This window comes from Pseudomonas sp. WHRI 8519, assembly GCF_040224055.2.
Lineage (GTDB): Bacteria > Pseudomonadota > Gammaproteobacteria > Pseudomonadales > Pseudomonadaceae > Aquipseudomonas > Aquipseudomonas putida_X.
In genome coordinates this window covers 6,021,170-6,046,369 of record NZ_CP167996.1, presented here as the reverse complement: position 1 = coordinate 6,046,369, position 25,200 = coordinate 6,021,170, and the positions used below count along the sequence as shown (strand labels likewise).

The window sequence follows — 25,200 nt, the reverse complement described above, 5'->3', positions numbered from 1 at the left end:
CCCCGGTCACCCATCAGAGGATCGGTGAAATCAACCGCGCTACACGCATCCCCAGCTGTTGAAGACGGTGGGTTTTGCTGCTGTCCTCAGGCGTAATTTCCCTGGCCTGCTCGAAGTCGGTGGTCAACATCTTCTCTACCTGATCGGCGAAATCCCGATCCACCGTCAGCAGGGTGATTTCGAAGTTCAGCCGGAATGAGCGGTTGTCCAGGTTGGCACTACCGATAGCACTGACCTCATCGTCCACCAACACCACCTTCTGATGAAGGAACCCTGGCTGATAGCGGTACATGCGTACCCCCGCGCGCACCGCCTCGAAGGCGAACAGGCTGGAGGCGGCGTAAACGACCCGATGGTCGGGGCGAGCTGGGATCAGGATGCGCACATCCACACCGCGCAGCACGGCCAGGCGCAGCGCGGCAAACACGGCCTCGTCGGGAATGAAGTAGGGGCTTGTGATCCACACGCGGCGAGTCGCGGAATGGATGGCTTCGATGAAAAACAGCGCGCAGGTCTCTTGCGGATCTGCCGGCCCGCTGGCCAGCGCCTGGCAAAGCACACCGTTGTCCGGATAGGTGTCGGGCAGGATCAGTGGCGGTAGCTGGCGCGTTGCCCAGTACCAGTCTTCGGCGAAGGACTCCTGTAGGCAAGCCAGCACCGGGCCGCCGATCTGTACATGGGTATCACGCCAGGGCGAGAGGTGAGGGTTGCCGCCCAGGTATTCATCACCGACGTTGTGCCCGCCGATGAAGCCGGTAACCCCATCGACCACGACAATCTTGCGGTGGTTACGGAAGTTCACCTGGAAGCGATTGAACCAGCCGCGGCGGGTGGCGAAGGCGTGGGTCTGCACCCCACCGTCTCTGAGGCTCTGGCTATAGCTGGCGGGCAAGGCATGGCTGCCAACCCTGTCATACAGCACGAACACCTTCACGCCCTCGGCCGCTTTGCGCAGCAACAGTTGCTGCAGTGCTTTGCCGATGGTGTCGTTGTGGATGATGAAGAACTGTACCAACACCACTTCTCGTGCTTGTTCGATAGCAGCGAAGATGGCGTCGAAGGTGGCCTGGCCATCGATCAGCAGCTTTACTTGGTTATTGGCCAGGCACGGCATTCGCCCAAGTTTTGGCATGGCACGCAAGGCGGTGTAGCTCTGCGACTCCCGAGCTGTGAGCGCTTCCTCTACCCAAGGCCGCCAGTTGAGGTTGGCCATCGCCACGTGCATTTCCTGGTTGGCCTGGCGCCGAGCCTTGATGTAGGCGTTGAAGGAGCGGGCACCGAACACCAGGTAGGGAATGAGTGTGAAGTAGGGAATGAAGAACAGCGACATGGCCCAGGCAATTGCCCCTTGGGCCGTACGCACGGTAAACACCGCATGCAGCGCGGCGATTATGCCAAGCAAGTGAACGAGCCCGAGCACATAGCCGAAGAAGTAGGGGCTGTGGTAATCCATACGCATCCTGCTTGGCAAATACACAGCAGATAACAGAACACTTCCACGGCCGCCTTGCAACCTGAAAGCGGATTTGCCGTCTAAGCCTGTGCCCGGCCATTGAGTCGGTTATTTTGAGGAGCGTTCGTCCATGAAGATTCGTCTGCCACTGCTGGCCCTGGCTTTTGGCCTGGCCAGCCCACTTGTGCATGCGCAGATGTTGCAGCCTGGTCTGTGGGAGCTCACCACCAGCAACATGCAGGTCGACGGTAAGCCATTGCCGGACATGCAGTTCATGCTCGGCCAACTGAAGAACCTGCCGCCCGAGCAGAGGGCCATGATGGAAGGGGCACTGGCCAAGCAGGGCATCGCGGTAGCAGGCAATGGCGTGCGTTCATGCCTGACGCCGGAGCAGGTGAAAACCAACGATATTCCCTTGCAGGACCCTCAGTCAGGCTGCACGCAAAAGATTACCGAGCGGACCGGCAATGTCTGGAAGTTTCAGTTCAGCTGCCCCAAAGCCCAAGGTGCCGGCCAGGCAACCTTCCTTAGTGACAAGGAGTTCACTACCCAAGTCAACGGGACATTCAATGCGTCGGGTGTGCAACAGCGCGGCAGTATGAATACCCGGGCGGTATGGTTGGGCAATGACTGTGGAACAGTAAAGCCGCGCACCTGACGCGCTCCCTCGTGTCGATCGTTGGCGGCTACTGCGTCGTGGGCATGCAGGCTTTCTGCATGTACCACGGGCAGCTCGATATCGGCTGGGTTCAGTGAATTGCCCGCCGCACTAGCAGGTCGCCCTATAAGCCAAGCGAACTGATAGTTCCACGTGGAACATTCCACTCCAATCCTGGCAGCCACGCTTATCGCTTACCCCTCCATGCCGCGAATGGTGGGCTGAGGAGCGCCTGCCTTCTCTATAAGTGATCGATGATGCCCACACAGGCCAGTGGCGTGCCGTGTCTCTGCGCGGAAATCGGTAGCGTCGGGCTAGATCAGCGTCAATGTCAGGCAAACGAACGATCACTGGCAGCCACCGACCAGGCTGCAACGCAGACTGAATCGTTCGCCGTTGGAGCTGGATACGCGGGTCAGGGAGGTCCAACCAACTCGGCGGCTATAGCCAACCCAGGCTTCACCATCGCTGGCCAGGCCGGTGAAGAATGTCAGCGCTCCATAGCGGCTGTTGGTTTGCGCCCATACGCGGTGCGTCGCACTATCGAAGCCGCGTAGGTAGATGTGGCTGCCCTCGGTACGCACGCTGTAGTAACTGCCAGTGGCGTCTTTACAGGCCACCAGCGTCGCGCTCCTCGTGCATGACGCCTGCGCGTTCTGCTGAGGTATCGCAAGCAACGGTGTTGGCGCAGCGAGCAGCAATAACAGTACTGCGGGTGACAGGTTCATTTTCCTTCCCGGGTAACCGTCCGACGAGAACGGCTTGGCGAAATTGTATTGTTACTTTATAACGTTGTGCAATGCATCGTTTCGAATGCGTCCGCCTGTAGAGGATCCGCCATGACCAATCGACTTCCTGTCACTGTACTTTCCGGCTTTTTGGGTGCCGGTAAAAGCACCTTGCTCAACCATGTGCTGCGTAATCGCGACAACCTGCGTGTCGCCGTCATCGTCAATGACATGAGCGAAATCAACATTGATGCCAGTGAGGTCCAGCGTAATGTCAGCCTAAACCGGGCGGAAGAAAAGCTGGTTGAGATGAGCAACGGCTGCATCTGCTGCACCCTGCGCGAGGACCTGTTGGAGGAAGTCGCACGGTTGGCGGATGAAGGCCGGTTCGATTATCTGCTGATCGAGTCGACGGGCATCTCCGAGCCGCTGCCCGTCGCAGAGACGTTCACCTTCCGCGATGAGCAGGGCCGTAGCCTTAGCGACATGGCACGGCTGGACACCATGGTGACGGTTGTCGACGGCTTGAACTTCCTGCGCGATTACCAGGCCGCCGACAGCCTGGCCAGCCGTGGTGAAACCTTGGGCGATGACGATGAGCGTTCCATCAGCGACCTGTTGATCGAACAGGTGGAGTTCGCGGATGTGCTGCTGCTGAGCAAGATCGACCTGATCAGCCAGCATGAGCGCGAGGAGCTCATCGCGATTTTGCGCAGCCTCAATGCCCGGGCGAAGATTTTGCCGATGGTCATGGGCCAAGTGCCGCTGGCACAGATCCTGGATACGGGCCTTTTCGATTTCGAACAGGCTGCGCAGGCACCTGGATGGCTTCAGGAACTGCGCGGTGAGCATGTGCCAGAAACCGAGGAATACGGCATTGCCGCTACCACCTGGCAAGCTCGCAGGCCGCTGCACCCGCAACGCTTTTTTGATTTCATCCACAAGCAATGGACTAATGGCCGGCTACTGCGCTCCAAAGGCTTTTTCTGGCTGGCCAGCAGGTTTCAGGAGGCCGGCAGCTGGTCGCAGGCTGGCGGCATGATGCGCTATGGGTTGGCCGGCCGGTGGTGGCGATTCGTGCCAAAGGAACATTGGCCGCAGGACGAACAGAGCTCTGCAGAAATTCTCAAACACTGGGTGCCTGAGAGTGGCGACTGCCGCCAGGAACTGGTGTTCATTGGGCAGAACATTGACTTCGTCCAGTTATCCACAGACCTGGATGCCTGTTTGTTGACCGATGATGAAATGGAAATGGGCCAGGCGGCCTGGCGGGACTTGCCGGATCCCTTCGGGCCCTGGCACGCCGAGGAGGCAGCATGACGCCCGCGGCTCAGCGTGTGGATATCCGCCAGGTCCATGGTGAATCGCCTCGGGTGCTCACCGACATTCTGCAAGACGGTGTCAACCTGGCAGTCTGGCAGCGACGCTTGCCTGCCCAGGTTGAAGACTTCGCGGCATTGGTGGTCAGCCTCGGCCAACCGTTCGCGGACCAGCGGGTCGTCGATGTGAATGAGCATGAGCCGCCAGTGCTACCAGATCTGTTGCGGGAAGCGGCCGATCTGCAGGGTTATGAGAGTTTCGTTGCGGATGTGTGCTGGCTGGTTTCGGCATATACATGTCTGGTGGGTGCCCGGCGCGTCGGTCTGCGCCTGCGGGTACTGCACAATGCGATGTGCCCGCGCTTCCATGTGGATAACGTGCCTGTGCGCCTGCTCACGACCTATGTGGGCTGCGGCAGCGAATGGCTGCCCGAAGGTGGCATCGAACGAGCGGGGCTGCAGCTCGCACCGGCACCTGTGGATAACATCCAACGGTTGCAAGCGGGTGATGTCGCGCTGCTGAAGGGCGAAAAATGGTCAGGCAACGAAGGAGCAGGCCTGATCCATCGCTCGCCCGCTGGCCCTGGCCCGCGCTTGTTGCTCAGCCTTGACTGGTTGGCGTGACGGGGCATAGTGGGGTGAATTCCGACCTGAAGTAAGCGCATGCTGCAGAATATTCCTACTCACGTTATCGCTGGCCCCTTGGGTGCAGGCAAGACCAGCCTCATCCGCCAGCTGATGGCTCAGCGCCCTGCCGACGAGCGTTGGGCGGTGCTGGTCAACGAGTTTGGCCAAGTCGGCCTGGATGCAGCGCTGCTCAGCTGTGATGAGGATGGTGTTGCCATTGCCGAAGTGGCGGGTGGGTGCCTGTGCTGCGTCAATGGCACACCGTTCCAGGTCGGGCTGGGGCGTCTGTTGCGCAAGGCCCAACCGGACCGGTTGTTCATTGAACCCTCTGGTCTTGGTCACCCCCTGCAGTTGATGACCCAACTTAATCAGGCACCTTGGGTTGGGGTTCTGGCGCTGCAGCCGATGGTGATGGTCGTGGATGCTCAAGCGCTGGCGCAAGATGAGCCGTTACCCGATGCTCAATTGCAGGCTCTGCAAGCGGCCGGACTGGTGGTTTTCAACAAGAGCGCGGCTGTGGATGAAAATCGCAGGCTGTTGATAAGTAAGGAAATTTCAGCGGAACAGGGCGTTTGGACAGAGCAGGGGCTGCTGGCTGTATCCAGCCTTCCTCGTTCTCCCATAGATGCAGTGGGCGAGCGTTCTGTGGATAAGGCCGTTGTGGATAATCGCCAGCCGGCCCTCGGCACCCTGTGGATAGACCCTCGTCAACCCATCTGTCATGCACAGCAAGGCGAAGGTGGCTGGAGTGTCGGCTGGCGTTGGCACCCCAGCCAGCAATTCGATCCACAAGCCTTGCGTGGCATGCTCGACGCTTATTCATGGCGCCGGGCCAAGGGTGTTATCCACAGCCCGGAGGGTTGGCAGTCTTTCAACGGCCTTGACGGCAACCTGCCGGCTTGGCAGCCGAGTGAGTGGCGCAAGGATACGCGCATCGAACTGATTTTCGACCAGCCCCAAGACCTGCCAGCGCTGCAGGCCGCGCTGGAGGGCTGTCGGGTGAGGTGATCAGTTGTGCCAGCGATTATGTTCCTGGCGCCATTGCTTCATTTCGATCACGTTGTCGGCCCGTGGCGGCGTATTGATCTCGAATGGGTAGGGCGCCAGTTCGATCTGCACGCTATGAGCGCCAAACTGAGTCACCGTGCCTGGGTGGCGCTGTTCGCCGGTGACTGTGAACTCGAAGGCATACACACGGGCCAGGCGCTTTCTGCCCTTGGCATCGCGCAAAAATGCGATGCGCTTGAGCGCGACGGCATCGTCTAGCAGCTCCAGATCCAGCTTTGCACAATGCTGTTTGACCCGTTCCAAGGCTTTCTCGCGCAGCCCGTGGTTGTGCCATAACCAAGCGCCTGCCGTGGCCACCAGCATCAGGACGAAGAGATTCTCCAGGGTCAACATTTGCGTATGCTCCAAACAGGTCGATCCAGCTTAACTGCGTCCCTGGTCTGTCGTACAGGTGGCAATCGAGTTCATACTGCGCGACGCACAATCCCTGAAACAGCTTTGGAAAACGCCCGCATGAAACGTACCCCGCACCTGCTCGCCATTCAGTCCCACGTGGTGTTCGGCCACGCCGGCAACAGCGCCGCGGTGTTTCCAATGCAGCGTATCGGGGTCAATGTCTGGCCGCTCAATACCGTGCAGTTCTCCAACCACACTCAGTATGGCCAGTGGGCGGGCGAAGTGCTTGCTCCAGCGCAAATTCCTGCGTTGGTGGAAGGCATTTCCAACATCGGTGAACTGGGGCATTGCGATGCCATTCTCTCGGGCTATCTGGGTAGCGCCGAGCAGGGGCGGGCGATACTGGCGGGTGTCGAGCGGATCAAGGCCGTCAACCCAAAGGCGCTGTATCTGTGCGACCCGGTCATGGGGCATTCGGAGAAAGGGTGCATCGTGCCACAGGAGGTGAGCGAGTTCCTGCTGGACGATGCGGTTGCCCAGGCTGACATCCTGTGCCCCAACCAGCTGGAACTGGACAGTTTTTGTGGGCGGCGCGCGCAAAGCCTGGAAGATTGCGTGCATATGGCACGCGGCCTTCTTGAGCGCGGCCCGCAGGCTGTGCTGGTCAAGCACCTGGCCTACCCGGGGCGTTGCCCAGACACGTTCGAAATGTTGTTGGTCACCCGTGATCACAGCTGGCACTTGCGCCGCCCGCTGCTGGCTTTCCCTCGCCAGCCGGTCGGGGTGGGGGACTTGACCTCAGGGCTGTTCCTGGCCCGAGTGCTGTTGGGCGACAGTTGGGTACAAGCCTTTGAGTACACAGCGGCAGCTGTGCATGAGGTGCTGCTGGAAACCCAGGCCTGCGCCAGTTACGAACTGCAGCTGGTGCGGGCCCAGGACCGCATCGCTCACCCGCGTGTGCGCTTCGAGGCGCAACGCCTGGCGCTTTAAAGGGCGTCGGTCTTCAAATCCTGGTAACGCTTTTCCAGTTCCTGACGGATCTGCCGGCGTTGCTGGCCCTGGAGGAAGCGGCGCTTTTCTTCACTGGACTGCGGCTGACGCGCAGGGACCGGGACCGGGCGGCGGTTGTCGTCGACCGCGACCATGGTGAAAAAACAGCTGTTGGAATGACGCACCGAGCGTTCGCGAATGTTCTCGGTGACGACCTTGATGCCCACCTCCATGGAGGTAGTGCCGGTGTAGTTCACCGATGCCAGGAACGTGACGAGTTCGCCCACGTGCACCGGCTCGCGGAAAATCACCTGATCGACCGACAGGGTGACCACATAGCTGCCGGCATAGCGGCTAGCGCAGGCGTAGGCCACTTCATCGAGATACTTGAGCAAGGTGCCGCCATGTACGTTGCCCGAAAAGTTGGCCATGTCCGGGGTCATCAGTACGGTCATGCTCAGCTGGGCGTTTCCAGGTTCCATAGTGTGCTCACGGTGAGGTTGCGCTGAATCGGGGCGGGTATCTGCTGACACTTTCTGTTTCCCCTCTTGAAGTTTGCCTTCCTGATACGGGACGTTGACTGACGCTCCGTCGTCACGCCGATCATGCCATCAGCGGCCGTTGACCGGCCGATCTGTTTCTACATATTGCATCAGCAATATGCGGCGGGGTGCGATGTTAACCTGAGTACGCCCATGCAACATGGGCATTGCTGCATTCAATACAGCGTGTACTTGCCGCTCGCTCGGGTATGCCTTGGCAGAGGGGCGGTTTGCCCGGGCATCGAAAAGGAGTATCGCGCCATGCATGCCATCAGCTTCATCCAGGATCTGGCAGTGATCATGCTGGTCGCCGGGGTAGTGACGATTCTCTTTCATCGTTTCAAACAGCCAGTGGTGCTGGGCTACATCGTCGCCGGTTTCATCATCGGCCCACACACCCCGCCGTTCGGCCTGATTCACGATGAAGACACCATCAAGACCCTCGCCGAACTGGGCGTTATCTTCCTGATGTTCTGCCTGGGCCTTGAGTTCAGCCTGCGCAAGCTGTTCAAGGTGGGGGCCACGGCGTTCATTGCAGCGTTCCTGGAAATCGTCCTGATGATCTGGATCGGTTTCGAGATCGGCCGCTGGTTTGGCTGGAGCACCATGGATTCGCTGTTCCTCGGCGCGATCCTGGCGATTTCTTCGACCACCATCATCGTCAAGGCGCTCAATGACCTGAAGATGAAAAACGAGCGTTTCGCCCAACTCATCTTTGGCGTGCTGATCGTCGAGGATATCCTCGGCATCGGCATCATCGCCCTGCTGTCTGGCATTGCGGTCAGCGGTACGGTCAGTTCCGGGGAAGTCTTTTCCACCGTCGGCAAGCTTTCGCTGTTCATGATCGTGGCGCTGGTTATCGGCATTTTGCTGGTGCCGCGATTACTGGCCTACGTTGCGAAATTCGAGAGCAACGAGATGTTGCTGATCACCGTGCTGGGCCTGTGTTTCGGCTTCTGCCTGCTGGTGGTCAAACTCGAGTACAGCATGGTGCTGGGGGCGTTCCTGATCGGTGCGATCATGGCCGAATCCCGCCAGTTGCTGAAGATCGAACGGCTGATCGAGCCGGTGCGTGATTTGTTCAGCGCCATTTTCTTCGTCGCCATCGGCCTGATGATCGACCCGAACGTGCTGCTCGACTATGCCTGGCCGATCATGGTCATCACCGTTGCCGTGGTGCTGGGCAAGATGCTTTCTTGCGGTATGGGTGCGTTCATTGCCGGCAACGATGGCCGTACCTCGCTGCGGGTGGGCATGGGGCTATCCCAGATCGGCGAGTTCTCTTTCATCATTGCGGCCTTGGGTATGACGCTGCAAGTTACCAGCGACTTCCTTTATCCGGTTGCGGTGGCGGTTTCGGCCATCACCACGCTGCTTACGCCGTATCTGATCCGCGCGGCCGACCCGTTGTCGCTGAAGCTTGGCAACGTCATGCCCAGCCGGCTGTCACGCGTGCTTTCACTGTATGGCGAGTGGCTGCGCAGTATCCAGCCGCAAGGTGAGAGCGCGATGCTGGCTGCGATGATCCGGCGCATCCTGCTGCAGGTTGGTGTCAACCTGGCACTGGTGATCGCGATTTTCTTCAGCGGGGGGTATTTCGCCGTACGCATCGGTGCCTGGCTCAATGAGTGGGTCAGTGATGTCAGCCAGCAAAAGGCGCTAATCTGGGGGGCCGCGCTGTTGTTGTCGCTGCCCTTCCTTATCGCTGCCTATCGCAAGCTCAAGGCGTTGTCGATGTTGTTGGCGGAGATGGGCGTCAAGCCGGAAATGGCAGGGCGCCACACCCAGCGCGTTCGCCGTGTAGTGGCCGAAGTGATCCCGCTGCTGTCACTGCTGGTCATCTTCCTGCTGCTGTCGGCGTTGTCGGCAAGCATCCTGCCGACCAGTGAATTACTGCTGATCATCGCCGTGGTGGCCGCGATGGTAGTGGCGGTGCTGTGGCGATGGTTCATCCGTGTGCATTCGCGGATGCAGATCGCCTTGCTGGAGACGCTGGAAAACAGCCGGGAAAATACGCACTGAGGGCTCTGTGCACGGGATTGCGGCAACGTGCGCAAGGGAGCGGTAGCGATGTCGCCAGGCCACGAAGCCTGGCGACTGTGTGACTGATCAGCTTTCCAGCCAGACGTCCCGTGCCCAGTGCCAGACCGATTCCCAGCTGTCTTCGCCAACCCCTTCCTCGTCGCCATCCCACAGCACTACCGTGCCGTCTTCCTCGACGCAGTAGAAGTTGTCACCGTCCTGGCACAGCGGGATCAGGTCCCGCGGTACGCCGGCGTCCCAGGCATTGGCCGCCACATCGGGCAGGTAGGTATGGGACTGGGGATCGGTGACGGTCACCGGCTCCAGAGAGCCATACACCACGTCACTGACGGTCAAGAGGAACTCTTTGAACACGAACGGAATGTTGATGAACAGTTGTTCCTCGATCTCGACCAGTTGGTCCTCGTCGGGAAGCTCCAAGGGTACCGGCACCGGTTCATTGGCTTCACGGAGTTGTTCGATCACTTCTTCCACGGTTCATTTCCTCCAACCTTGATGTCATCGCTGCGCGTTATACCCTAGTAGGGCGGTCTGGCAAAAGCAAAAACCCCGGGGCTAGCCCGGGGTTTTTTGTGCAACGTGCGACGGTTAACCGTTTTGGCGGATACCGGCGACCAGCCAAGGCTGGTTCTCGCCCTGGGCACGAACCATGTGCCAGCTTTCGCTGAACGGTTCGCCCTGGTCGAAGCGCGAGGTCTTCGACACGCCACGGAAGGTCAGGGTGGCGTCGGTACGGTCGGCGCGATCGTCGACACCGTCCAGTTGCACATCGAGGTTATCGATGTAGGTCGCCTGGAAACCATCACCCAGGTCAGCACGCTCACGCTTGAGGAACTCCAGCATCTGCGGCGTGACGAACTCGGCGATCTTGTCCATCTCGTTGGCATCCCAGTGCTGCTGCAGCGCCTGGAAGTGGCTACGGGCTGCAGCCAGGAAGCTCTGCTCGTTGAACCAGGCCGGGGCATTGATGGCCGGTGCGGCTGGCGCTGCAGGTGCAGCCGAGCCACCGAAGATCGACGGCTGGGCAGGCTGGCCATGGGCTTCACGCTGGAACGGCGCATGGCCCGGAGCGGCCATTTGCGGCTGCTGCTGGCGGCGCCGTGCGGCGATGAAGCGGAACACCAGGAACGCGATCAGGGCGACGATCAGGAAGTCCATGATCTGCAGGCCCTCGAAGCCGTCACCCATGAACATGGAGGCCAGCAGGCCACCGGCGGCAAGGCCGGCCAATGGGCCCAGCCAGCGCGAAGCACCGCTGGCGGCGGCCGGGGCACGGCCAGGAGCGGTCGGTGCGGCGGCAGGCGTGGTTGGCGTAGCCTGGCGGGTCTGGTGGATTGGCGCGGAGCCCGAGCTCTTGCCGCCGCCGAAGCGCTTGGCGTTGGCGTCCAGGCTCAGCGTCAGGCCGACGCAAAGCGCCAGTGCGATGCTAAGAAAACGTTGCATAAATGGGATTTCCCCTGTTGTGGATTGCACGCGCGTCATGTTGCACAGGTTCCTGTGCACATGACCAGCGACATAATGTTTCCAGCTTTTGCCTAAATAGTTCAGCGCGCCCTGAAGGCCTCAGATAGCTTCGAGCTTGGCATAGCCGAGCATCAGCCACTTGCTGCCTTCGGCAAAGTTCACCTGCACACGGGCCTGTGCGCCGGAACCCTCGAAGTTGAGGATAACGCCTTCACCGAATACCGAATGCTGTACCCGCTGGCCTAGATTGAAAGCGGTCTGTGGAATGTTGGCATTGGCGAACATGCTGCTGGCGCTGGTGCTCTTGGCACCGCCGAACGGGCGGCTGACGCTGTTCGAAAGACGCACTTCCTGAACCAGGCCTGGTGGAATCTCCCGGACGAATCGTGACACCTTGTTGTAGGTCTCACTGCCATACAGCCGACGCGTTTCGGCATAGGTCATGAAGAGCTGGCGCATGGCACGGGTAATGCCCACGTACGCCAGGCGGCGTTCTTCTTCCAGGCGGCCTGGCTCTTCCAGGCTCATCTTGTGCGGGAACAGGCCTTCTTCCATGCCCACCAGGAACACGTAGGGGAACTCCAGGCCTTTGGCGCTGTGCAATGTCATCAGCTGAATGCTGTCTTCGTGCTCGTCAGCCTGGGCCTCGCCGGCTTCAAGCGAAGCATGACCGAGGAAGGCCGACAGAGGCGAAAGGTCGGCGTCATCGTCAGTGGCTTCGAAGTTGCGAGCGGCGCTTACCAGCTCCTCAAGGTTTTCTACCCGTGCCTGGCCCTTTTCACCCTTTTCTTCCTGGTGATAGATGATCAGACCGGACTGCTCGACGACTGTCTGCGTCATGGTATGCAGGGGCATGTCCGCGACTTTGCCAGCCAGGCTTTCAATCAGCTCGATGAACGCGCCCAGCGCACTGGCCGCCCGGCCTTTGAGCGCCTTGGCGGCGAGCAGTTGGCACATGGCTCCCCACATCGACAGTTGACTGTGGCGAGCATGTTCACGAATGGCCTCGACAGTTTTCTCGCCGATGCCACGCGGTGGCACATTGATGACCCTTTCGAGGGCGGCGTCGTTGCCACGGCCTTCTATCAAGCGCAGGTAGGCCATGGCGTTCTTGATCTCGGCGCGCTCGAAGAAGCGCTGGCCACCGTAGATGCGGTAGGGGATGCGCTCGCGCAACAGGGCTTCTTCCAGCACCCGCGACTGGGCGTTGGAGCGATACAGGATGGCGATCTCGCTACGCGAATGGCCTTGCTTGATCAGGCTCTCGATGGTCTCGACCACGTAGCGCGCTTCGTCATGCTCGTTGTAAGCCGCATAGAGGGTCAGAGGCTCTCCCTCGCCCAGGTCGGTCCACAACTCTTTGCCCAAGCGGCCGCTGTTGTTCGCGATCAGCGCGTTGGCAGCTTTGAGAATGCCCCCTGTGGAGCGGTAGTTCTGCTCCAGGCGGATCATCTCGGCGTCAGGGAAGTCAGCCGTGTACTGATGGATGTTTTCAATCTTGGCGCCGCGCCAGCCGTAAATCGACTGGTCGTCGTCGCCCACCGCCATCAAGCTGCCGCCGTCCTTGCCAGCCAGCAGTCGTAGCCAGGCGTACTGCACGGCGTTGGTGTCCTGGAACTCGTCCACCAGCAGGTGGCGGAAGCGCCGCTGGTAGTGTTCGAGCAGGCTCGGGTGGTCGCGCCACAAGTCCAAGGCACGCAGCAGCAGTTCGGAGAAGTCGATCACCCCGGCGCGTTCGCAGGCCTGTTCGTAGGCTTCATAGATGCTACGCATGGTCCCCAGGAACAGATCGCCGCCGGCCTGGATATGCTGCGGCCGCAGGCCTTCGTCCTTCTGCCCGTTGATGAACCACTGTGCCTGGCGCGCGGGCCAGCGCTGCTCGTCCAGACCCAGCTCGCGGATCACCCGCTTGACCAGGCGCTGCTGGTCGTCACTGTCGAGGATCTGGAAGTTCTGTACCAGGCGCGCTTCCTGCCAATGGGCGCGCAACAAGCGGTGCGCCAGGCCGTGGAAGGTCCCCACCCACATGCCGGCCGGGTTGATGCCCAGCAATTGCTCGATGCGCTGGCGCATTTCAGCGGCGGCCTTGTTGGTGAAGGTCACCGACAGGATCGAGTGCGGTGAGGCCTGCTCGACCTGGATCAGCCAGGCGATGCGATGCACCAGCACGCGGGTTTTACCGGAACCGGCGCCAGCAAGCACCAGCTGACGCCCGAGCGAGGCCGCGACGGCCTGGCGTTGGGCATCGTTGAGGGAGTTCAGCAGGAGGGAGAGGTCATCTGTGTGCATCCGGCCATTCTAGGGGCAGGCCGGTTACGGGGCAAACGCCTACTGTATAAATATTCACCTTCGAGGGCTGTCGCTCATCGGGTTCTGGTTACAGCACAATGCCAAACCGCTCGCAGCGCTCTGGCATTGTCAGGCTCAGTCGTTGACTACACGGTGCCCGATCTCGAACATTTGCGGACCGTCGTCCTTGATGATTTCCAGCCTTGTCCACGAGCTCGCACGTTCGCGCCGGAAAAATACTGGTTTCTCGGTAAGGACCTGCAGGTTGATCTCCCCGTTGTCCACCAGATGCAGCTCAAGCACTTCCCAGCCACCTCGGTGACGTACCCTGGGTTCTATCAGCACAGGCACAATACCCGGGTGGCCAACGGTCACCGTTCCCCGCACTTCAAAGCAGGCTGGTTGGCCTGGCGCTTCAATGTTGTACGCTTGCAGGTTTTCGATTTTGCTCATGATGAATCCTTGTCAGTTGAGTTTGCGCCCAATGGCGCAATGCAACTTTCTCCACTGCAAGGGAGCATTTGAACGGGGACGGCGTTCTTCTGTGCCAACGTTTGCCGCCACCTTCATGCTTGGGTGAAATCGGCAATGGCTTCAGCTGTGCCAGGTTCTGCCCTGGTGTGCCAGCAGGCTGTTGGCTTGATCCGGGCCTGTGCTACCTGCGGCATAGTGGCGGGGTGCTTGAAAATGATCCTCCCAACCTTGGATGATCGGGTCTATCCAGGCCCATGCCGCTTCAACTTCGTCGCGCCGCATGAACAGGGTAGAGTCCCCCTCGAGTACATCCAGCAGCAAGCGCTCATAGGCCTCCCAGCGACGGGTCTGGCCGAAGACTTGCGCCAGGTTCAGGTCGAGGTCGACCGGCTCCAGGCGCATGCCTTTGCCCGGGCTCTTGGTCATCATGCGCAGGCTGATACGCTCGTCTGGCTGCAACTGGATCAGTAGCTGGTTGACCTGGCCACCGATGAACAGCTCGTGCGGCACGGGCTTGAACTGGATGACGATCTGCGACGAGCGTCGTGCCATGCGTTTACCGGTGCGCAGATAGAAAGGCACGCCAGCCCAGCGCCAATTGTCGATGTGGGCGTGGACGGCGACGAATGTTTCAGTGTCGCTGTCATTGTCCACGTCCTTCTCGAAGTAGTAGGCGGGCACCTCCTGGCCGCCGATGTGCCCGGCACCGTACTGACCGCGCACGGTCTTGTCCTGAACGTCCTGGCCGGTGATCGGCTTGAGAGCGCGCAGAATCTTGACCTTCTCGTCGCGGACCGCCTCGGCCTCGAACTGCGCGGGCGGCTCCATGGCTACCAGGCACAGCAGCTGCAACAGGTGGTTCTGCAGCATGTCGCGGGTGGCACCGGCCCGGTCGTAGTAGCCGCCTCTGTTTTCTACACCGAGGGTTTCACACACACTGATCTGCACATGATCGACCTGACCGTTGCGCCATACCGGCTCCAGCAACGCGTTGGCGAACCGCAGGGCCATGAGGTTCTGCACGGTCTCCTTGCCCAGGTAGTGATCGATGCGAAACACCTGCGATTCCTCGAACACCGCACCGATCGCTTCGTTGATGGCGGTGGCTGACTCAAGCGAATGGCCGATCGGCTTCTCCAGCACGATGCGTGCCTCGTGGTCGGCCAGCCCCGCCACCCGCAGGTGGTTGGCAATCGGCACGAACAGATTGGGCGCGGTGGCCAGGTAATAGATGCGGGTCAGCCCGCCGGGCTCGCCGAGGTAGCGCGCCAGGCGCCCGAAGTCGGCACTTTGCGCGGCGTCCATGGGAAAGTAGTCAAGGCGTGCGCAAAAGCGTTGCCACACCTCTTCGTCGAACTCACTCCGGGCGATCTGCGCCCGGCAATGGCGTTCGGCGAGCTTCAAATAGTCGTTGCGCGACAGGTTGCGACGGGCCAGGGCAATGATGCGCACGGCAATGTTCAGACGTGCCTCGCGATACAGGTGATAGAGCGCCGGTAGCAGTTTGTGCAGGGCCAGATCGCCAGTGCCACCGAATACCAGAATGTCGCAAGGAATAGTCAAACCACCACTCTCCACGTTCGTTTAACTGGGCGGGTTGGCGTCCATGTAGTATAACTACAAGAAAGCTACATCCCGGCCAGCCGATCATAACCGAGTCCAGCCCGTGAATCTGTTGCAACATATCGCCCAATCGCGCCACCTGCTGCGCAAATCGGAACTGAAAGTGGCCGACCACGTGCTGCTGGACCCGGCCGCCGTCATGCACAGTTCGATGGCGGACCTTGCACACAGCGTGGGTATCAGCGAGCCGACCATCGTGCGGTTTTGCCGGGCGATCGGCTGTTCAGGTTTTCAGGACCTCAAGCTCAAGCTGGCGCAGAGCCTGGCTGCCGGCGCCAGCTTCGGGCAGTTCGCCATCCATGAGGACGACTCGGTTGCCGATTACAGCCTGAAGATTTTCGACACGACCTTGCACACCCTGATGGAAGTGCGAGAGCACCTCGACCCGCACGCGTTGCAGCAGGCAGTGAGTGCCATGGCGCAGGCGCAACGTGTGGAGTTCTATGGTTTTGGTGCATCCGGCGCGGTTGCTGCCGACGCGCAGCACAAGTTTTTCCGCCTGTTGCTCAGTGCCGCCGCCTACTCCGACCCGCACATGCAGGCCATGTCGGCGGTGACCCTCAAGCCGGGTGACGTGGCGGTGTGCATTTCCCAGTCCGGGCGTTCCAAAGACCTTTTGATCACCGCCAACCTCGTGCGTGAGAGCGGCGCCAACCTGATCACCTTGTGCCCCAGCCAGACCCCGCTGGCCGAGCTTTCGACCGTCAACCTGGCGATCGATGTGCACGAAGACACGGAAATCTACACCCCGCTGACCTCGCGTATCGCCCACCTGGTAGTCATCGACGTGCTCGCCATGGGCGTAGCCATGGCCCGTGGGCCAAGCCTGGTCAATCACCTCAAGAGTGTGAAGCGCAGCTTGCGCAGCCTGCGTTTGTCCCCCAAGTCGATCAAGGCGATGGATGACTGATCGACCCTTGCGCAAGGGGCTGCAAATTTCATCGATTTGTCACCAATCCTCAGCAGAACGGTAAAGCATTCAAGCGAGTCTGAACTCCCCGCACTCGATCAGGGAGACAGACATGGCTCGTGATTTCGATGGCTCTTACCTACCTAGCGCCAAGGCTCGCAAACAGCAGGAAAAAGATCAGCGCCGCATGGAGTACCGCCGTGCGATCGAAAGCTACTGCGACCAACGACAACTGCTGCGCGACCTCGCGGATTACCCGGAGTTGCAGGCCCTCACGGTGTGGCAGACTTCAGCGGCAAATTCCCCGAAAAGCGCTCAACAAGCGCGCTGATCAGCGCACGTTCGCTGCGGATGAATGCCAAAAAGGCCAAGGCTACCGGTGACTGCCGCTTGGCCTTTGCCTGCACCACACACCAGCTGCGGTACAGCGGCAGTTCCTCCACCGGCAACTCTTTCAGCACGCCCATGGCCAGTTCCATGTTCACGGCATGGCGGGTCAGCAAGGCAATGCCTAGGCCGGCGATGACGCATTCGCGCTGGGCATCGGCCGAGGCTACCTCCAGCGTCTGGGTGAAATGCACACGCTTGTCCTTGAAGTACTCTTCACAGGCTTTGCGGGTGCCTGAGCCCTGTTCACGGACCAGCAGGGTATGAGGCTCCAGGTCCTGCAGGCGCAAGTGCTCGAGTTTGCATAACGCATGGTCCGGCGGCGCCACGGCGATGATAGGGTTGTTGAGAAACGGCAGAAACTCCAGGCCCATGTCCTGCGGCACCATAGACATGATGATCAGGTCGTCACGGTTATCGGAAAGGCGCCGGATCGCTTGGGCGCGGTTGACGACGGTAAGGGTCAGGTTGACCTCAGGGTGACGTTGCTTGAAGGCGGCGAACAGGTGAGGAACGAAGTATTTGGCGCTGGACTCGATCGCCAGTTTCAGTTGCCCTTGCAGTGAGCCCTGCATGTCCGAAAGCTGCATGTCGAGGCTTTCCAGGCGCCCGAAAATATCCCGACTGGCGCGCTGCAGCGCCTCGGCGGCTTCGGTCAGGTAAAGCTTCTTGCCGACGTATTCGAACAGCGGCTGCCCCACCAGCTCTTCCAGCTGACGAATTTGCAGACTAACGGCGGGTTGCGTCAGCGCCATTTCTTCGGCAGCGCGGCTGTACGAGCGCAAATCGCACACCTCATTGAAGACCTGTAGCTGACGCAATGTCATACGCATCAAGGACTTACGCATTTTTATTATGGGCTCCGGTAAAACCTTGTTACCTAACTATAAGCTTTTGCTAATACAGCCCCTAACAAATATTGATTTTTGTTTATCGACCTACAGCGCTAGGGTGAATATGCGACTGGCCAACGACACTTGGTCACGCGCCGACCGGTAGAACCGGCTCGATTGTTCCTACGGCTTTGGGAAGACTCCAGTGATAAAAAAAATCCTGATCGCCAACCGGGGTGAAATCGCAGTTCGCATCGTGCGTGCCTGCGCTGAGATGGGCATTCGCTCTGTCGCGATCTATTCCGACGCCGACCGTCACGCTTTGCACGTCAAGCGCGCTGACGAGGCCTACAGCATTGGTGCCGAGCCGCTGGCGGGCTACCTGAACCCGCGCAAGCTGGTGAACCTCGCTGTGGAAACCGGCTGTGATGCCCTGCACCCGGGCTACGGTTTCCTGTCGGAAAACGCGGAGCTGGCAGAGATCTGCGCCGAGCGCGGTATCAAGTTCATCGGCCCTGCCGCTGAAGTCATTCGCCGGATGGGCGACAAGACAGAAGCGCGCCGCACCATGATTCAGGCCGGCGTGCCCGTGACCCCAGGCACCGAAGGCAACGTTGCCGACATTCACGAAGCGCTGAGCGAAGGCGAGCGTATCGGTTACCCGGTGATGCTCAAGGCCACCTCCGGCGGTGGCGGCCGGGGCATTCGCCGTTGCAATAGCCGTGAAGAGCTGGAGCAGAACTTCCCACGCGTCATCTCCGAAGCTACCAAGGCCTTTGGTTCAGCGGAAGTGTTCCTGGAAAAGTGCATCGTCAACCCCAAGCACATCGAGGCGCAGATCCTGGGCGACAGCTTCGGCAATGTGGTGCACCTGTTCGAGCGTGATTGCTCGATCCAGCGCCGCAACCAGAAGCTCATCGAAATTGCCCCAAGCCCTCAACTCACGCCCGAACAACGTGCCTACATCGGTGACCTGGCGGTCCGTGCAGCCAAGGCTGTGAACTACGAGAACGCCGGTACTGTGGAGTTCCTGCTCGCCGATGGCGAGGTGTATTTCATGGAAATGAACACCCGCGTGCAGGTCGAGCACACCATTACCGAAGAAATTACCGGTATCGATGTGGTTCGCGAGCAGATCCGTATCGCCTCGGGCCTGCCGCTGTCGGTCAAGCAGGAAGACATTCAGCACCGCGGCTACGCGTTGCAGTTCCGCATCAACGCTGAAGACCCGAAGAACAACTTTCTGCCCAGCTTCGGCAAGATCACCCGCTACTACGCCCCAGGCGGCCCGGGTGTGCGCACCGATACAGCGATCTACACCGGTTACACCATCCCACCGTTCTATGACTCCATGTGCCTGAAACTGGTGGTGTGGGCGTTGACCTGGGAAGAGGCCATGGATCGCGGTCTGCGGGCCCTTGACGACATGCGCGTGCAAGGGGTGAAGACCACCGCCGCGTACTACCAGGAAATCCTGCGCAATCCGGAATTCCGTAGCGGCCAGTTCAACACCAGCTTCGTCGAAAGCCACCCTGAACTGACCAACTACTCGATCAAGCGCAAACCCGAAGAGCTGGCCCTGGCCATCGCCGCCGCCATCGCCGCCCACGCAGGCCTATGAATGCAGCTGCAAGCTGTGAGCGACCCGCTGCAAGCTGAAGCGAATCGGCTTTATCTTGCGGCCTGTAGCTTGAAGCTTGTCGCCATGAGGAGATAAGAATGTCCAAGAAGATCTTTGTTACCGACACAATCCTGCGTGACGCCCACCAGTCCCTGCTGGCTACCCGCATGCGTACCGAAGACATGCTGCCGATCTGCGACAAGCTCGACAAGGTCGGCTACTGGTCGCTGGAAGTCTGGGGCGGCGCTACGTTCGATGCCTGCGTGCGCTTCCTCAAGGAAGACCCGTGGGAGCGCCTGCGCAAACTGCGCAATGCGCTGCCCAACACCCGCTTGCAGATGCTGCTGCGCGGGCAGAACCTGCTGGGCTACCGCCACTACAGCGATGACGTGGTCAAGGCGTTCGTCGCCAAAGCGGCGGTCAACGGTATCGATGTGTTCCGCATCTTCGATGCCATGAACGACGTGCGCAACCTGCGCGTGGCCATCGAGGCGGTCAAGGCTGCTGGTAAGCACGCCCAAGGTACCATCGCTTACACCACCAGCCCCGTGCACACCATCGAAGCCTTCGTGAACCAGGCCAAGCAGATGGAAGCCATGGGTTGCGACTCGGTGGCGATCAAGGACATGGCTGGCCTTCTGACCCCGTATGCCACCGGCGAGCTGGTCAAGGCGCTGAAGGCCGAGCAGTCGCTGCCGGTGTTCATCCATTCCCACGATACTGCAGGCCTGGCCGCCATGTGCCAGCTCAAGGCTGTGGAAAACGGTGCAGACCATATCGACACTGCCATTTCGAGCTTCGCCTGGGGCACCAGCCACCCGGGTACCGAATCGATGGTCGCCGCGCTCAAGGGCAGCGAGTTCGATACCGGTCTGGACCTGGAACTGCTGCAGGAAATCGGCCTGTACTTCTATGCCGTGCGCAAGAAGTACCACCAGTTCGAAAGCGAGTTCACTGCGGTGGACACCCGCGTGCAGGTCAACCAGGTGCCAGGGGGGATGATTTCCAACCTTGCCAACCAGCTCAAGGAGCAGGGCGCACTCAACCGCATGAACGAAGTGCTGGCCGAAATCCCACGGGTGCGAGAAGACCTGGGCTTCCCACCGCTGGTGACCCCGACCTCGCAGATCGTCGGTACCCAGGCGTTCTTCAACGTACTGGCCGGCGAACGCTACAAGACCATCACCAACGAAGTGAAGCTGTACCTGCAGGGCGGTTATGGCAAAGCGCCGGGTGTGGTCAACGAGCAACTGCGCCGCCAGGCGATCGGCAGCGAAGACGTGATCGATGTGCGCCCGGCCGATCTTCTCAAGCCGGAAATGACCAAACTGCGTGCCGATATCGGCGCCTTGGCGCGCAGCGAGGAAGATGTGCTTACCTTCGCCATGTTCCCGGATATCGGCCGTAAGTTCCTCGAGGAGCGTGAAGCCGGCACCCTGACGCCCGAAGCGCTGCTGCCGATCCCGGAAGCCGGTGCAGTCGCCGCCCCGGGTGGGGAAGGCGTGCCGACCGAGTTCGTCATCGACGTGCACGGTGAAACCTACCGCGTCGACATCACTGGCGTTGGCGTCAAGGCAGAAGGCAAACGCCACTTCTACCTGTCGATCGACGGCATGCCGGAAGAAGTGGTGTTCGAGCCCCTCAACGAATTTGTCGGCGGCGGCAGCAGCAAGCGCAAGCAGGCCAGCGCGCCAGGCCACGTCAGCACGACCATGCCGGGCAACATCGTCGATGTGCTGGTCAAGGAAGGCGACACCGTCAAGGCCGGCCAGGCGGTGCTGATCACCGAAGCGATGAAGATGGAAACCGAAGTGCAGGCGGCCATCGCCGGCAAGGTCGTAGCCATCCACGTGGCCAAGGGCGATCGCGTAACGCCGGGTGAGATCCTGATCGAGATCGAGGGCTGACATAAGCCCTCATCTACAAGCGGTTAACCTCTGGGGAGCGGATGCTCCCCTTTTTTTGCGTGGCTGTCAGGCCCTTGGCGAAGCGCGCGGCGCTCGATCTGAAGGCCAGCTCACGCATCACTCGGCGCAGCTGGGCCTAGCGCTGATAGCCCTTGCCAAAATGCCGCTCCAGCCTGGCCTGGGCCAGTTCGAGCAGGATCGACAACACCCAGTAGATCACCGCAGCTGTCGTCAGCATCTCCAGGTAGCGATAGCTTGAGCGCCCGTACGACTGGGCCAGGAACATCACTTCCCAGACACCCATCACCGAAATCAGCGACGAGTCCTTGAGCATCGAGATGAACTGGTTGGCGGTTGGCGGGATGATGGTGCGCATGGCCTGCGGCAGGGTGATGTGCCAGAAGATCGCCACCGGGCGCATGCCCAGGGCGAGCGCTGCCTGGCGTTGGCCCACGGCAACGCCAATGATGCCGGCCCGGAAGATTTCGCTCAGGTAAGCACCATAGTTGAGCGACAGGGCGATGATGCCCGCTGCGATTGCACCTGGCACCAGGCCCACTTGGGGCAAGCCGAGGTAGATCAACAGGATCTGGATCAGCAGTGGCGTGCCGCGGAAGAACGAGGTGTAGAAGCTCGCCACGCCGAACAGTAGCGCGCTGTTTGACAACCGCGCCAGGGCGGCGGCAAAGCCCAGCAGCACCGATATCACCATGGAGCACAAGCACAGGAACAGGGTCAGCGCAGCGCCCTGGAGGAACCCGTTGGGCCCTAGCTTGAAGCCTGCCAGGTTGGGGAATTTCTCGACGATGATCGAGAATTTCAGATCAAAACTGAGAAAGAAGCCCACGAACAGCAGCAGCAACACCAGCCACGTCAGGTACAGACGGGTACGAAAGCCGAAAAGGCTTGAACCCGTCGAGGCGGCGACGGGTTTGGGGGCAGGTTGATGGGCGCTCATTTACTGATGTCGGCGCCGATCCACTTCTGCGACAGCTTGGCCAGCGTGCCATCGGCCTTCAGCTCGGCGAACACCTGGCGCAGCTTGGCGTCCCACTCCGGGTCGCCTTTCTCGATGGCGACCGCGTTGGGCTCTTCGTACAGCGGCTCGCCTGCCAGTTTGAAGCGCTTGTCCTGGTCCAGGCGTGGTTGCGCGGTCACCAGGTTGGTCAGGATCGCATCCAGGCGCACGCCTGCTCCCAGGCCGAGGTCCTGGAAGGCGACGTTGTCGGTGTCATAGGGGGCAATCTGGACAAAATCGAAGGGGTACTCGATTTTCTTGTCTTCCGCGCCTTCGATCACCAGGTTCTTGTTCAGGTAGCTCTCGTAGCTGGAGGCACTGGTCAGGCCGACCTTGAGGCCGTTGAGGTCCTTGGCCGAGTGAATCCGCTCATCCTTGGCATTGACCACGATCACCGCAGGCGAAGCGTAGTACTCGACCGGGAAGTCGAACACCTGGGCGCGCGCCTTGCTTGGCGTCATCGAACAGATGCACAGGTCGTAGCGACCACTCCAGCGGCCCGCAGCAATGACATCCCAGGAGGGTGTTTCCAGCCGCAGCTTTACGCCGAGCTTGGCCGCGACCGCCTTGGCGACGTCGACGTCAAAACCATCGAGCTGGTTCTGGTCATTGAGGAAGGAGAACGGTGGGTAGCTCTCCATCAATACGTTGACGACTTCCTTGCGCGACTCGACGCGGTCCAGTGTGGCACCGGCAAAGGCTGCAGAGGTGGCGCTGAGGGCCAGAAGGCCTGCGCAAAGCAAGGAGGGCAAACGCATGAAGACACCTGAAAAAGTTGTTAAAAAAACAGATTTCGATATTTAATAGTTATAAGCTTAAAGCCACCAGTGAATATTATTCATATCAATATAAGCGGAAGTTATATGGGCGACCGGACGTTGGAAATTCTTGATGGCGGTATGGGTCGGGAGCTGCAGCGCCGAGGCGCGCCGTTCCGCCAGCCGGAGTGGTCGGCACTTGCACTGAGCGAAGCGCCGGACGCCGTAGTGGCGGTGCATGCCGCTTATATCGAAGCGGGTGCCGGGGTGATCACCAGCAACAGTTATGCAGTGGTGCCATTCCACATTGGTGAAGACCGCTTCGCCGATGAAGGCTTCGCCCTGGCCGCCACCGCTGGTCAGCTGGCGCGTACGGCGGCGGATGCCAGCCCACGGCCAGTGCGAGTTGCCGGTTCATTGCCACCGCTGTTCGGCTCCTACCGCCCTGACCTGTTCGAGCCGCAGCGTGTGGCCGAGGTCCTGCTCCCATTGGTGGTGGGCTTGGCACCGTATGTGGATCTGTGGCTGGCCGAGACCCAGAGTGCGATCGCAGAAGTGCAGGCAATTGCCGCCCAGCTGCCTGCAGACGGCAAGCCGCTGTGGGTGTCGTTCACCTTGCAGGATGAAGAGGTCGGCGACGTACCGATGCTGCGCTCTGGTGAAAGTGTGAGCGCAGCTGCCGAAGCGGTGGTAACGCTGGGCGTCAAAGCCATGCTGTTCAACTGCAGCCAGCCGGAAGTGATCGGTGCTGCCATCGACGCCGCGCGCGAAGTGTTCGAGCGCCAAGGTGTGGATATCGCCATCGGCGCCTATGCCAACGCGTTCCCGCCGCAACCCAAGGACGCCACCGCCAACGATGGCCTGGATGAGTTGCGCGAAGACCTCGACCCGCCGGGTTACCTGAGCTGGGCCCAGGACTGGCGCCAGCGTGGTGCCAGCCTGCTTGGCGGATGCTGTGGCATCGGCCCAGAGCACATCGCTGAGCTCAAGCGTAACCTGAGCTGAACTTCAGCCCTGCTCGCGACAGGCTTCCAGCGTTTTCGACTGACCTTCGGGGCGCTGGTTGTCGGCACTCAGCCAGCGCTCGAAAGCCGCCGCCACGGCAGGCCACTCCTCATCGATAATCGAGTACCAGGCCGTGTCGCGGTTCTGGCCCTTGATCACCATGTGATTGCGGAACACACCCTCGTAGGTGAAGCCAAAGCGCTCTGCTGCGCGCTTGGAGCGGGCATTGGCGTTGTTGCACTTCCATTCCAGCCGGCGATTACCCAGTTCAAACCCTAGCTTGCCCAGCAGGTATACCGCCTCGGTGCCTTTGGGGGAGCGCTGCATGGCTGCACCGAAGGCGATATGCCCGATCTCGATGCGGCCATGGGCAGGCACGATCGACATCAGGCTGAGCATGCCTTGTACCTGGCCGCTGCTGCGGTCGATGACGCTGTAAAAGAGCGGATCGCGGCTGGCAGCATTGTCTGCAAGCCATTGATCGAACGGACCACGCTCGGCGAACGGGCCATAGGGCAGGTAGTCCCACAGTGCGGGATCGCAGTGCGGACCTTGCAGCACCTCCCAGAGATCGTCGGCATGCCGCGCCGGGTCGAGCTTCTCCAGACGGATGAAACGCCCTTCAAGCGGCTCGGCCTGGGGCAGGGCTGCAGGTTGCCAGTGACTTGGTTGACTCATGCGTTGCTCCCGTCTCACAGCGTTTGGCGAAATTGGATGAAGCCGGGTCGCTCTGCGACCTGCTCGTACAAGCCGATGGCGGTCGTGTTGGTTTCATGCGTCAGCCAGTGCACCTTGCAGCAGCCGGCCGCTTTGGCACTGGCGTTGACCCGTTCGATCAGTTGACGGCCAACGCCCAGGCCGCGCTGCTCGCTGTCAACGTACAGGTCCTGCAGGTAGCAGGCGTTACCAATGCTCCAGTTGGTTCGATGATAGATCCAGTTGACCATGCCTACCGCCTTGCCATCGAGCCAGGCCAGGGCCGAGTGGGTCGGCTCCTGTGGGTCGAGGATGCGTTGCCATGTCACGGCGCTGACTTCATCGGCCAGTTCGGTTTGATAAAAGCGCAGGTAGGCCTGCCACAGGTGTAGCCATGCAGCATGGTCGTTGGCGCTGACGGGGCGCAGGATGATGTTCGGCATGGGGATGT

At 60.5% G+C, this 25,200-nt stretch carries 25 protein-coding genes; 11 read left to right on the top strand and 14 right to left on the bottom strand.

Features of this window, described 5'->3' with window-relative positions:
- Positions 1-13: 13 nt before the first annotated feature.
- Positions 14-1,453, bottom strand: coding sequence for a cardiolipin synthase (gene cls / locus ABRP30_RS27605; RefSeq protein ID WP_349975557.1), 1,440 nt, complete (start codon positions 1,451-1,453; stop codon positions 14-16).
- Positions 1,454-1,583: 130 nt separating this feature from the next.
- Here cls and ABRP30_RS27600 point away from each other — a divergent pair, with 130 nt between their 5' ends.
- The gene (locus ABRP30_RS27600; protein WP_241806843.1) at positions 1,584-2,111 is read left to right on the top strand and encodes a DUF3617 domain-containing protein; all 528 of its coding nucleotides are present in this window, start codon (positions 1,584-1,586) and stop codon (positions 2,109-2,111) included.
- Positions 2,112-2,458: 347 nt separating this feature from the next.
- On the opposite strand, the gene ABRP30_RS27595 is transcribed toward ABRP30_RS27600, so the two are convergent.
- Positions 2,459-2,839 (bottom strand): glutamine synthetase, encoded by a 381-nt coding sequence (locus ABRP30_RS27595; RefSeq protein WP_349975555.1) that lies wholly within the window; start codon positions 2,837-2,839, stop codon positions 2,459-2,461.
- A gap of 111 nt (positions 2,840-2,950) precedes the next feature.
- Here ABRP30_RS27595 and zigA point away from each other — a divergent pair, with 111 nt between their 5' ends.
- From zigA to ABRP30_RS27580, 3 genes are read left to right on the top strand one after another with little or no spacing between them, the layout of a single operon-like run.
- Entirely contained in the window at positions 2,951-4,159 is a 1,209-nt protein-coding gene (gene zigA, locus ABRP30_RS27590) for a zinc metallochaperone GTPase ZigA (protein ID WP_267819724.1), read from the top strand.
- Positions 4,156-4,782 carry a DUF1826 domain-containing protein gene (locus ABRP30_RS27585; protein ID WP_349975554.1) on the top strand — a complete coding sequence of 209 codons (627 nt, stop codon included), beginning with the start codon at positions 4,156-4,158 and terminating at the stop codon, positions 4,780-4,782. Before zigA ends, ABRP30_RS27585 begins: the two co-directional genes overlap by 4 nt.
- A gap of 39 nt (positions 4,783-4,821) precedes the next feature.
- Positions 4,822-5,793, top strand: coding sequence for a GTP-binding protein (locus tag ABRP30_RS27580; RefSeq protein ID WP_349975553.1), 972 nt, complete (start codon positions 4,822-4,824; stop codon positions 5,791-5,793).
- Here ABRP30_RS27580 and ABRP30_RS27575 read toward each other — a convergent pair whose 3' ends face one another.
- Positions 5,794-6,186 (bottom strand): DUF3301 domain-containing protein, encoded by a 393-nt coding sequence (locus tag ABRP30_RS27575; RefSeq protein ID WP_241806838.1) that lies wholly within the window; start codon positions 6,184-6,186, stop codon positions 5,794-5,796.
- Positions 6,187-6,306: 120 nt separating this feature from the next.
- On the opposite strand from ABRP30_RS27575, the gene pdxY reads away from it, so the two are divergent.
- Complete coding sequence (gene pdxY / locus ABRP30_RS27570) at positions 6,307-7,179, top strand: pyridoxal kinase PdxY (RefSeq protein ID WP_267819716.1); 873 nt, start codon at positions 6,307-6,309, stop codon at positions 7,177-7,179.
- Here the strand turns inward: pdxY and ABRP30_RS27565 are convergent.
- On the bottom strand, positions 7,176-7,661 hold the full coding sequence (locus ABRP30_RS27565; protein ID WP_241806836.1) for an acyl-CoA thioesterase: 486 nt from the start codon (positions 7,659-7,661) through the stop codon (positions 7,176-7,178). The two genes, pdxY and ABRP30_RS27565, sit on opposite strands and share 4 nt — an antisense overlap.
- Before the next feature lie 321 nt (positions 7,662-7,982).
- On the opposite strand from ABRP30_RS27565, the gene ABRP30_RS27560 reads away from it, so the two are divergent.
- Positions 7,983-9,743, top strand: a complete 1,761-nt coding sequence (locus tag ABRP30_RS27560) for a cation:proton antiporter (protein ID WP_349975552.1) — start codon at positions 7,983-7,985, stop codon at positions 9,741-9,743.
- 87 nt (positions 9,744-9,830) lie between these two features.
- Here ABRP30_RS27560 and ABRP30_RS27555 read toward each other — a convergent pair whose 3' ends face one another.
- From ABRP30_RS27555 to zwf, 5 genes are all read right to left on the bottom strand, one after another.
- Positions 9,831-10,238, bottom strand: coding sequence for an SMI1/KNR4 family protein (locus ABRP30_RS27555; protein WP_012316884.1), 408 nt, complete (start codon positions 10,236-10,238; stop codon positions 9,831-9,833).
- Positions 10,239-10,352: 114 nt separating this feature from the next.
- Positions 10,353-11,207: a Tim44 domain-containing protein gene (locus ABRP30_RS27550; RefSeq protein ID WP_241806833.1), complete on the bottom strand. Its 855-nt coding sequence runs from the start codon at positions 11,205-11,207 to the stop codon at positions 10,353-10,355.
- A 120-nt stretch (positions 11,208-11,327) separates the two neighbouring features.
- Entirely contained in the window at positions 11,328-13,517 is a 2,190-nt protein-coding gene (uvrD, locus tag ABRP30_RS27545) for a DNA helicase II (protein ID WP_267819710.1), read from the bottom strand.
- A 135-nt stretch (positions 13,518-13,652) separates the two neighbouring features.
- Complete coding sequence (locus ABRP30_RS27540) at positions 13,653-13,970, bottom strand: hypothetical protein (protein WP_267819708.1); 318 nt, start codon at positions 13,968-13,970, stop codon at positions 13,653-13,655.
- Positions 13,971-14,111: 141 nt separating this feature from the next.
- The gene (gene zwf, locus ABRP30_RS27535; RefSeq protein WP_349975551.1) at positions 14,112-15,554 is read right to left on the bottom strand and encodes a glucose-6-phosphate dehydrogenase; all 1,443 of its coding nucleotides are present in this window, start codon (positions 15,552-15,554) and stop codon (positions 14,112-14,114) included.
- Positions 15,555-15,657: 103 nt separating this feature from the next.
- On the opposite strand from zwf, the gene hexR reads away from it, so the two are divergent.
- Together hexR and ABRP30_RS27525 are read left to right on the top strand one after the other, a co-directional pair.
- A complete protein-coding gene (gene hexR / locus ABRP30_RS27530; protein WP_012316879.1) occupies positions 15,658-16,524 on the top strand; it encodes a transcriptional regulator HexR in 867 nt (288 codons plus the stop codon).
- 112 nt (positions 16,525-16,636) lie between these two features.
- Positions 16,637-16,855 carry a PA3496 family putative envelope integrity protein gene (locus ABRP30_RS27525; protein ID WP_349975550.1) on the top strand — a complete coding sequence of 73 codons (219 nt, stop codon included), beginning with the start codon at positions 16,637-16,639 and terminating at the stop codon, positions 16,853-16,855.
- Here ABRP30_RS27525 and ABRP30_RS27520 read toward each other — a convergent pair.
- Positions 16,797-17,744: a LysR family transcriptional regulator gene (locus ABRP30_RS27520; protein ID WP_241806870.1), complete on the bottom strand. Its 948-nt coding sequence runs from the start codon at positions 17,742-17,744 to the stop codon at positions 16,797-16,799. The genes ABRP30_RS27525 and ABRP30_RS27520 overlap by 59 nt on opposite strands.
- Positions 17,745-17,949: 205 nt before the next feature.
- Between ABRP30_RS27520 and ABRP30_RS27515 the strand changes: the two genes are divergently transcribed.
- Together ABRP30_RS27515 and oadA are read left to right on the top strand one after the other, a co-directional pair.
- Positions 17,950-19,365 carry an acetyl-CoA carboxylase biotin carboxylase subunit gene (locus tag ABRP30_RS27515; protein WP_012316877.1) on the top strand — a complete coding sequence of 472 codons (1,416 nt, stop codon included), beginning with the start codon at positions 17,950-17,952 and terminating at the stop codon, positions 19,363-19,365.
- A 98-nt stretch (positions 19,366-19,463) separates the two neighbouring features.
- On the top strand, positions 19,464-21,272 hold the full coding sequence (oadA, locus tag ABRP30_RS27510) for a sodium-extruding oxaloacetate decarboxylase subunit alpha (protein ID WP_241806826.1): 1,809 nt from the start codon (positions 19,464-19,466) through the stop codon (positions 21,270-21,272).
- A gap of 136 nt (positions 21,273-21,408) precedes the next feature.
- On the opposite strand, the gene ABRP30_RS27505 is transcribed toward oadA, so the two are convergent.
- Complete coding sequence (locus tag ABRP30_RS27505; RefSeq protein ID WP_241806824.1) at positions 21,409-22,230, bottom strand: amino acid ABC transporter permease; 822 nt, start codon at positions 22,228-22,230, stop codon at positions 21,409-21,411.
- Positions 22,227-23,048 carry an ABC transporter substrate-binding protein gene (locus ABRP30_RS27500; RefSeq protein WP_241806823.1) on the bottom strand — a complete coding sequence of 274 codons (822 nt, stop codon included), beginning with the start codon at positions 23,046-23,048 and terminating at the stop codon, positions 22,227-22,229. The genes ABRP30_RS27505 and ABRP30_RS27500 overlap by 4 nt, the downstream gene beginning before the upstream one ends.
- A gap of 105 nt (positions 23,049-23,153) precedes the next feature.
- On the opposite strand from ABRP30_RS27500, the gene ABRP30_RS27495 reads away from it, so the two are divergent.
- On the top strand, positions 23,154-24,053 hold the full coding sequence (locus ABRP30_RS27495) for a homocysteine S-methyltransferase family protein (protein ID WP_349975549.1): 900 nt from the start codon (positions 23,154-23,156) through the stop codon (positions 24,051-24,053).
- A gap of 3 nt (positions 24,054-24,056) precedes the next feature.
- Here the strand turns inward: ABRP30_RS27495 and ABRP30_RS27490 are convergent, their stop codons facing one another.
- Together ABRP30_RS27490 and ABRP30_RS27485 are read right to left on the bottom strand one after the other, a co-directional pair.
- Complete coding sequence (locus ABRP30_RS27490; RefSeq protein ID WP_349975548.1) at positions 24,057-24,731, bottom strand: GNAT family protein; 675 nt, start codon at positions 24,729-24,731, stop codon at positions 24,057-24,059.
- Positions 24,732-24,745: 14 nt separating this feature from the next.
- Entirely contained in the window at positions 24,746-25,192 is a 447-nt protein-coding gene (locus ABRP30_RS27485) for a GNAT family N-acetyltransferase (protein ID WP_241806820.1), read from the bottom strand.
- Between the last annotated feature and the right edge of the window lie 8 nt (positions 25,193-25,200).

Coding starts and splice junctions, on each gene's coding strand:
- cls (WP_349975557.1), bottom strand. CDS start 1,453: ATGGATTACCACAGCCCCTACTTCTTCGGCTATGTGCTCGGGCTCGTT.
- ABRP30_RS27600 (WP_241806843.1), top strand. CDS start 1,584: ATGAAGATTCGTCTGCCACTGCTGGCCCTGGCTTTTGGCCTGGCCAGC.
- ABRP30_RS27595 (WP_349975555.1), bottom strand. CDS start 2,839: ATGAACCTGTCACCCGCAGTACTGTTATTGCTGCTCGCTGCGCCAACA.
- zigA (WP_267819724.1), top strand. CDS start 2,951: ATGACCAATCGACTTCCTGTCACTGTACTTTCCGGCTTTTTGGGTGCC.
- ABRP30_RS27585 (WP_349975554.1), top strand. CDS start 4,156: ATGACGCCCGCGGCTCAGCGTGTGGATATCCGCCAGGTCCATGGTGAA.
- ABRP30_RS27580 (WP_349975553.1), top strand. CDS start 4,822: ATGCTGCAGAATATTCCTACTCACGTTATCGCTGGCCCCTTGGGTGCA.
- ABRP30_RS27575 (WP_241806838.1), bottom strand. CDS start 6,186: ATGTTGACCCTGGAGAATCTCTTCGTCCTGATGCTGGTGGCCACGGCA.
- pdxY (WP_267819716.1), top strand. CDS start 6,307: ATGAAACGTACCCCGCACCTGCTCGCCATTCAGTCCCACGTGGTGTTC.
- ABRP30_RS27565 (WP_241806836.1), bottom strand. CDS start 7,661: ATGGAACCTGGAAACGCCCAGCTGAGCATGACCGTACTGATGACCCCG.
- ABRP30_RS27560 (WP_349975552.1), top strand. CDS start 7,983: ATGCATGCCATCAGCTTCATCCAGGATCTGGCAGTGATCATGCTGGTC.
- ABRP30_RS27550 (WP_241806833.1), bottom strand. CDS start 11,207: ATGCAACGTTTTCTTAGCATCGCACTGGCGCTTTGCGTCGGCCTGACG.
- uvrD (WP_267819710.1), bottom strand. CDS start 13,517: ATGCACACAGATGACCTCTCCCTCCTGCTGAACTCCCTCAACGATGCC.
- ABRP30_RS27540 (WP_267819708.1), bottom strand. CDS start 13,970: ATGAGCAAAATCGAAAACCTGCAAGCGTACAACATTGAAGCGCCAGGC.
- ABRP30_RS27525 (WP_349975550.1), top strand. CDS start 16,637: ATGGCTCGTGATTTCGATGGCTCTTACCTACCTAGCGCCAAGGCTCGC.
- ABRP30_RS27520 (WP_241806870.1), bottom strand. CDS start 17,744: ATGCGTATGACATTGCGTCAGCTACAGGTCTTCAATGAGGTGTGCGAT.
- oadA (WP_241806826.1), top strand. CDS start 19,464: ATGTCCAAGAAGATCTTTGTTACCGACACAATCCTGCGTGACGCCCAC.
- ABRP30_RS27505 (WP_241806824.1), bottom strand. CDS start 22,230: ATGAGCGCCCATCAACCTGCCCCCAAACCCGTCGCCGCCTCGACGGGT.
- ABRP30_RS27500 (WP_241806823.1), bottom strand. CDS start 23,048: ATGCGTTTGCCCTCCTTGCTTTGCGCAGGCCTTCTGGCCCTCAGCGCC.
- ABRP30_RS27495 (WP_349975549.1), top strand. CDS start 23,154: ATGGGCGACCGGACGTTGGAAATTCTTGATGGCGGTATGGGTCGGGAG.
- ABRP30_RS27490 (WP_349975548.1), bottom strand. CDS start 24,731: ATGAGTCAACCAAGTCACTGGCAACCTGCAGCCCTGCCCCAGGCCGAG.
- ABRP30_RS27485 (WP_241806820.1), bottom strand. CDS start 25,192: ATGCCGAACATCATCCTGCGCCCCGTCAGCGCCAACGACCATGCTGCA.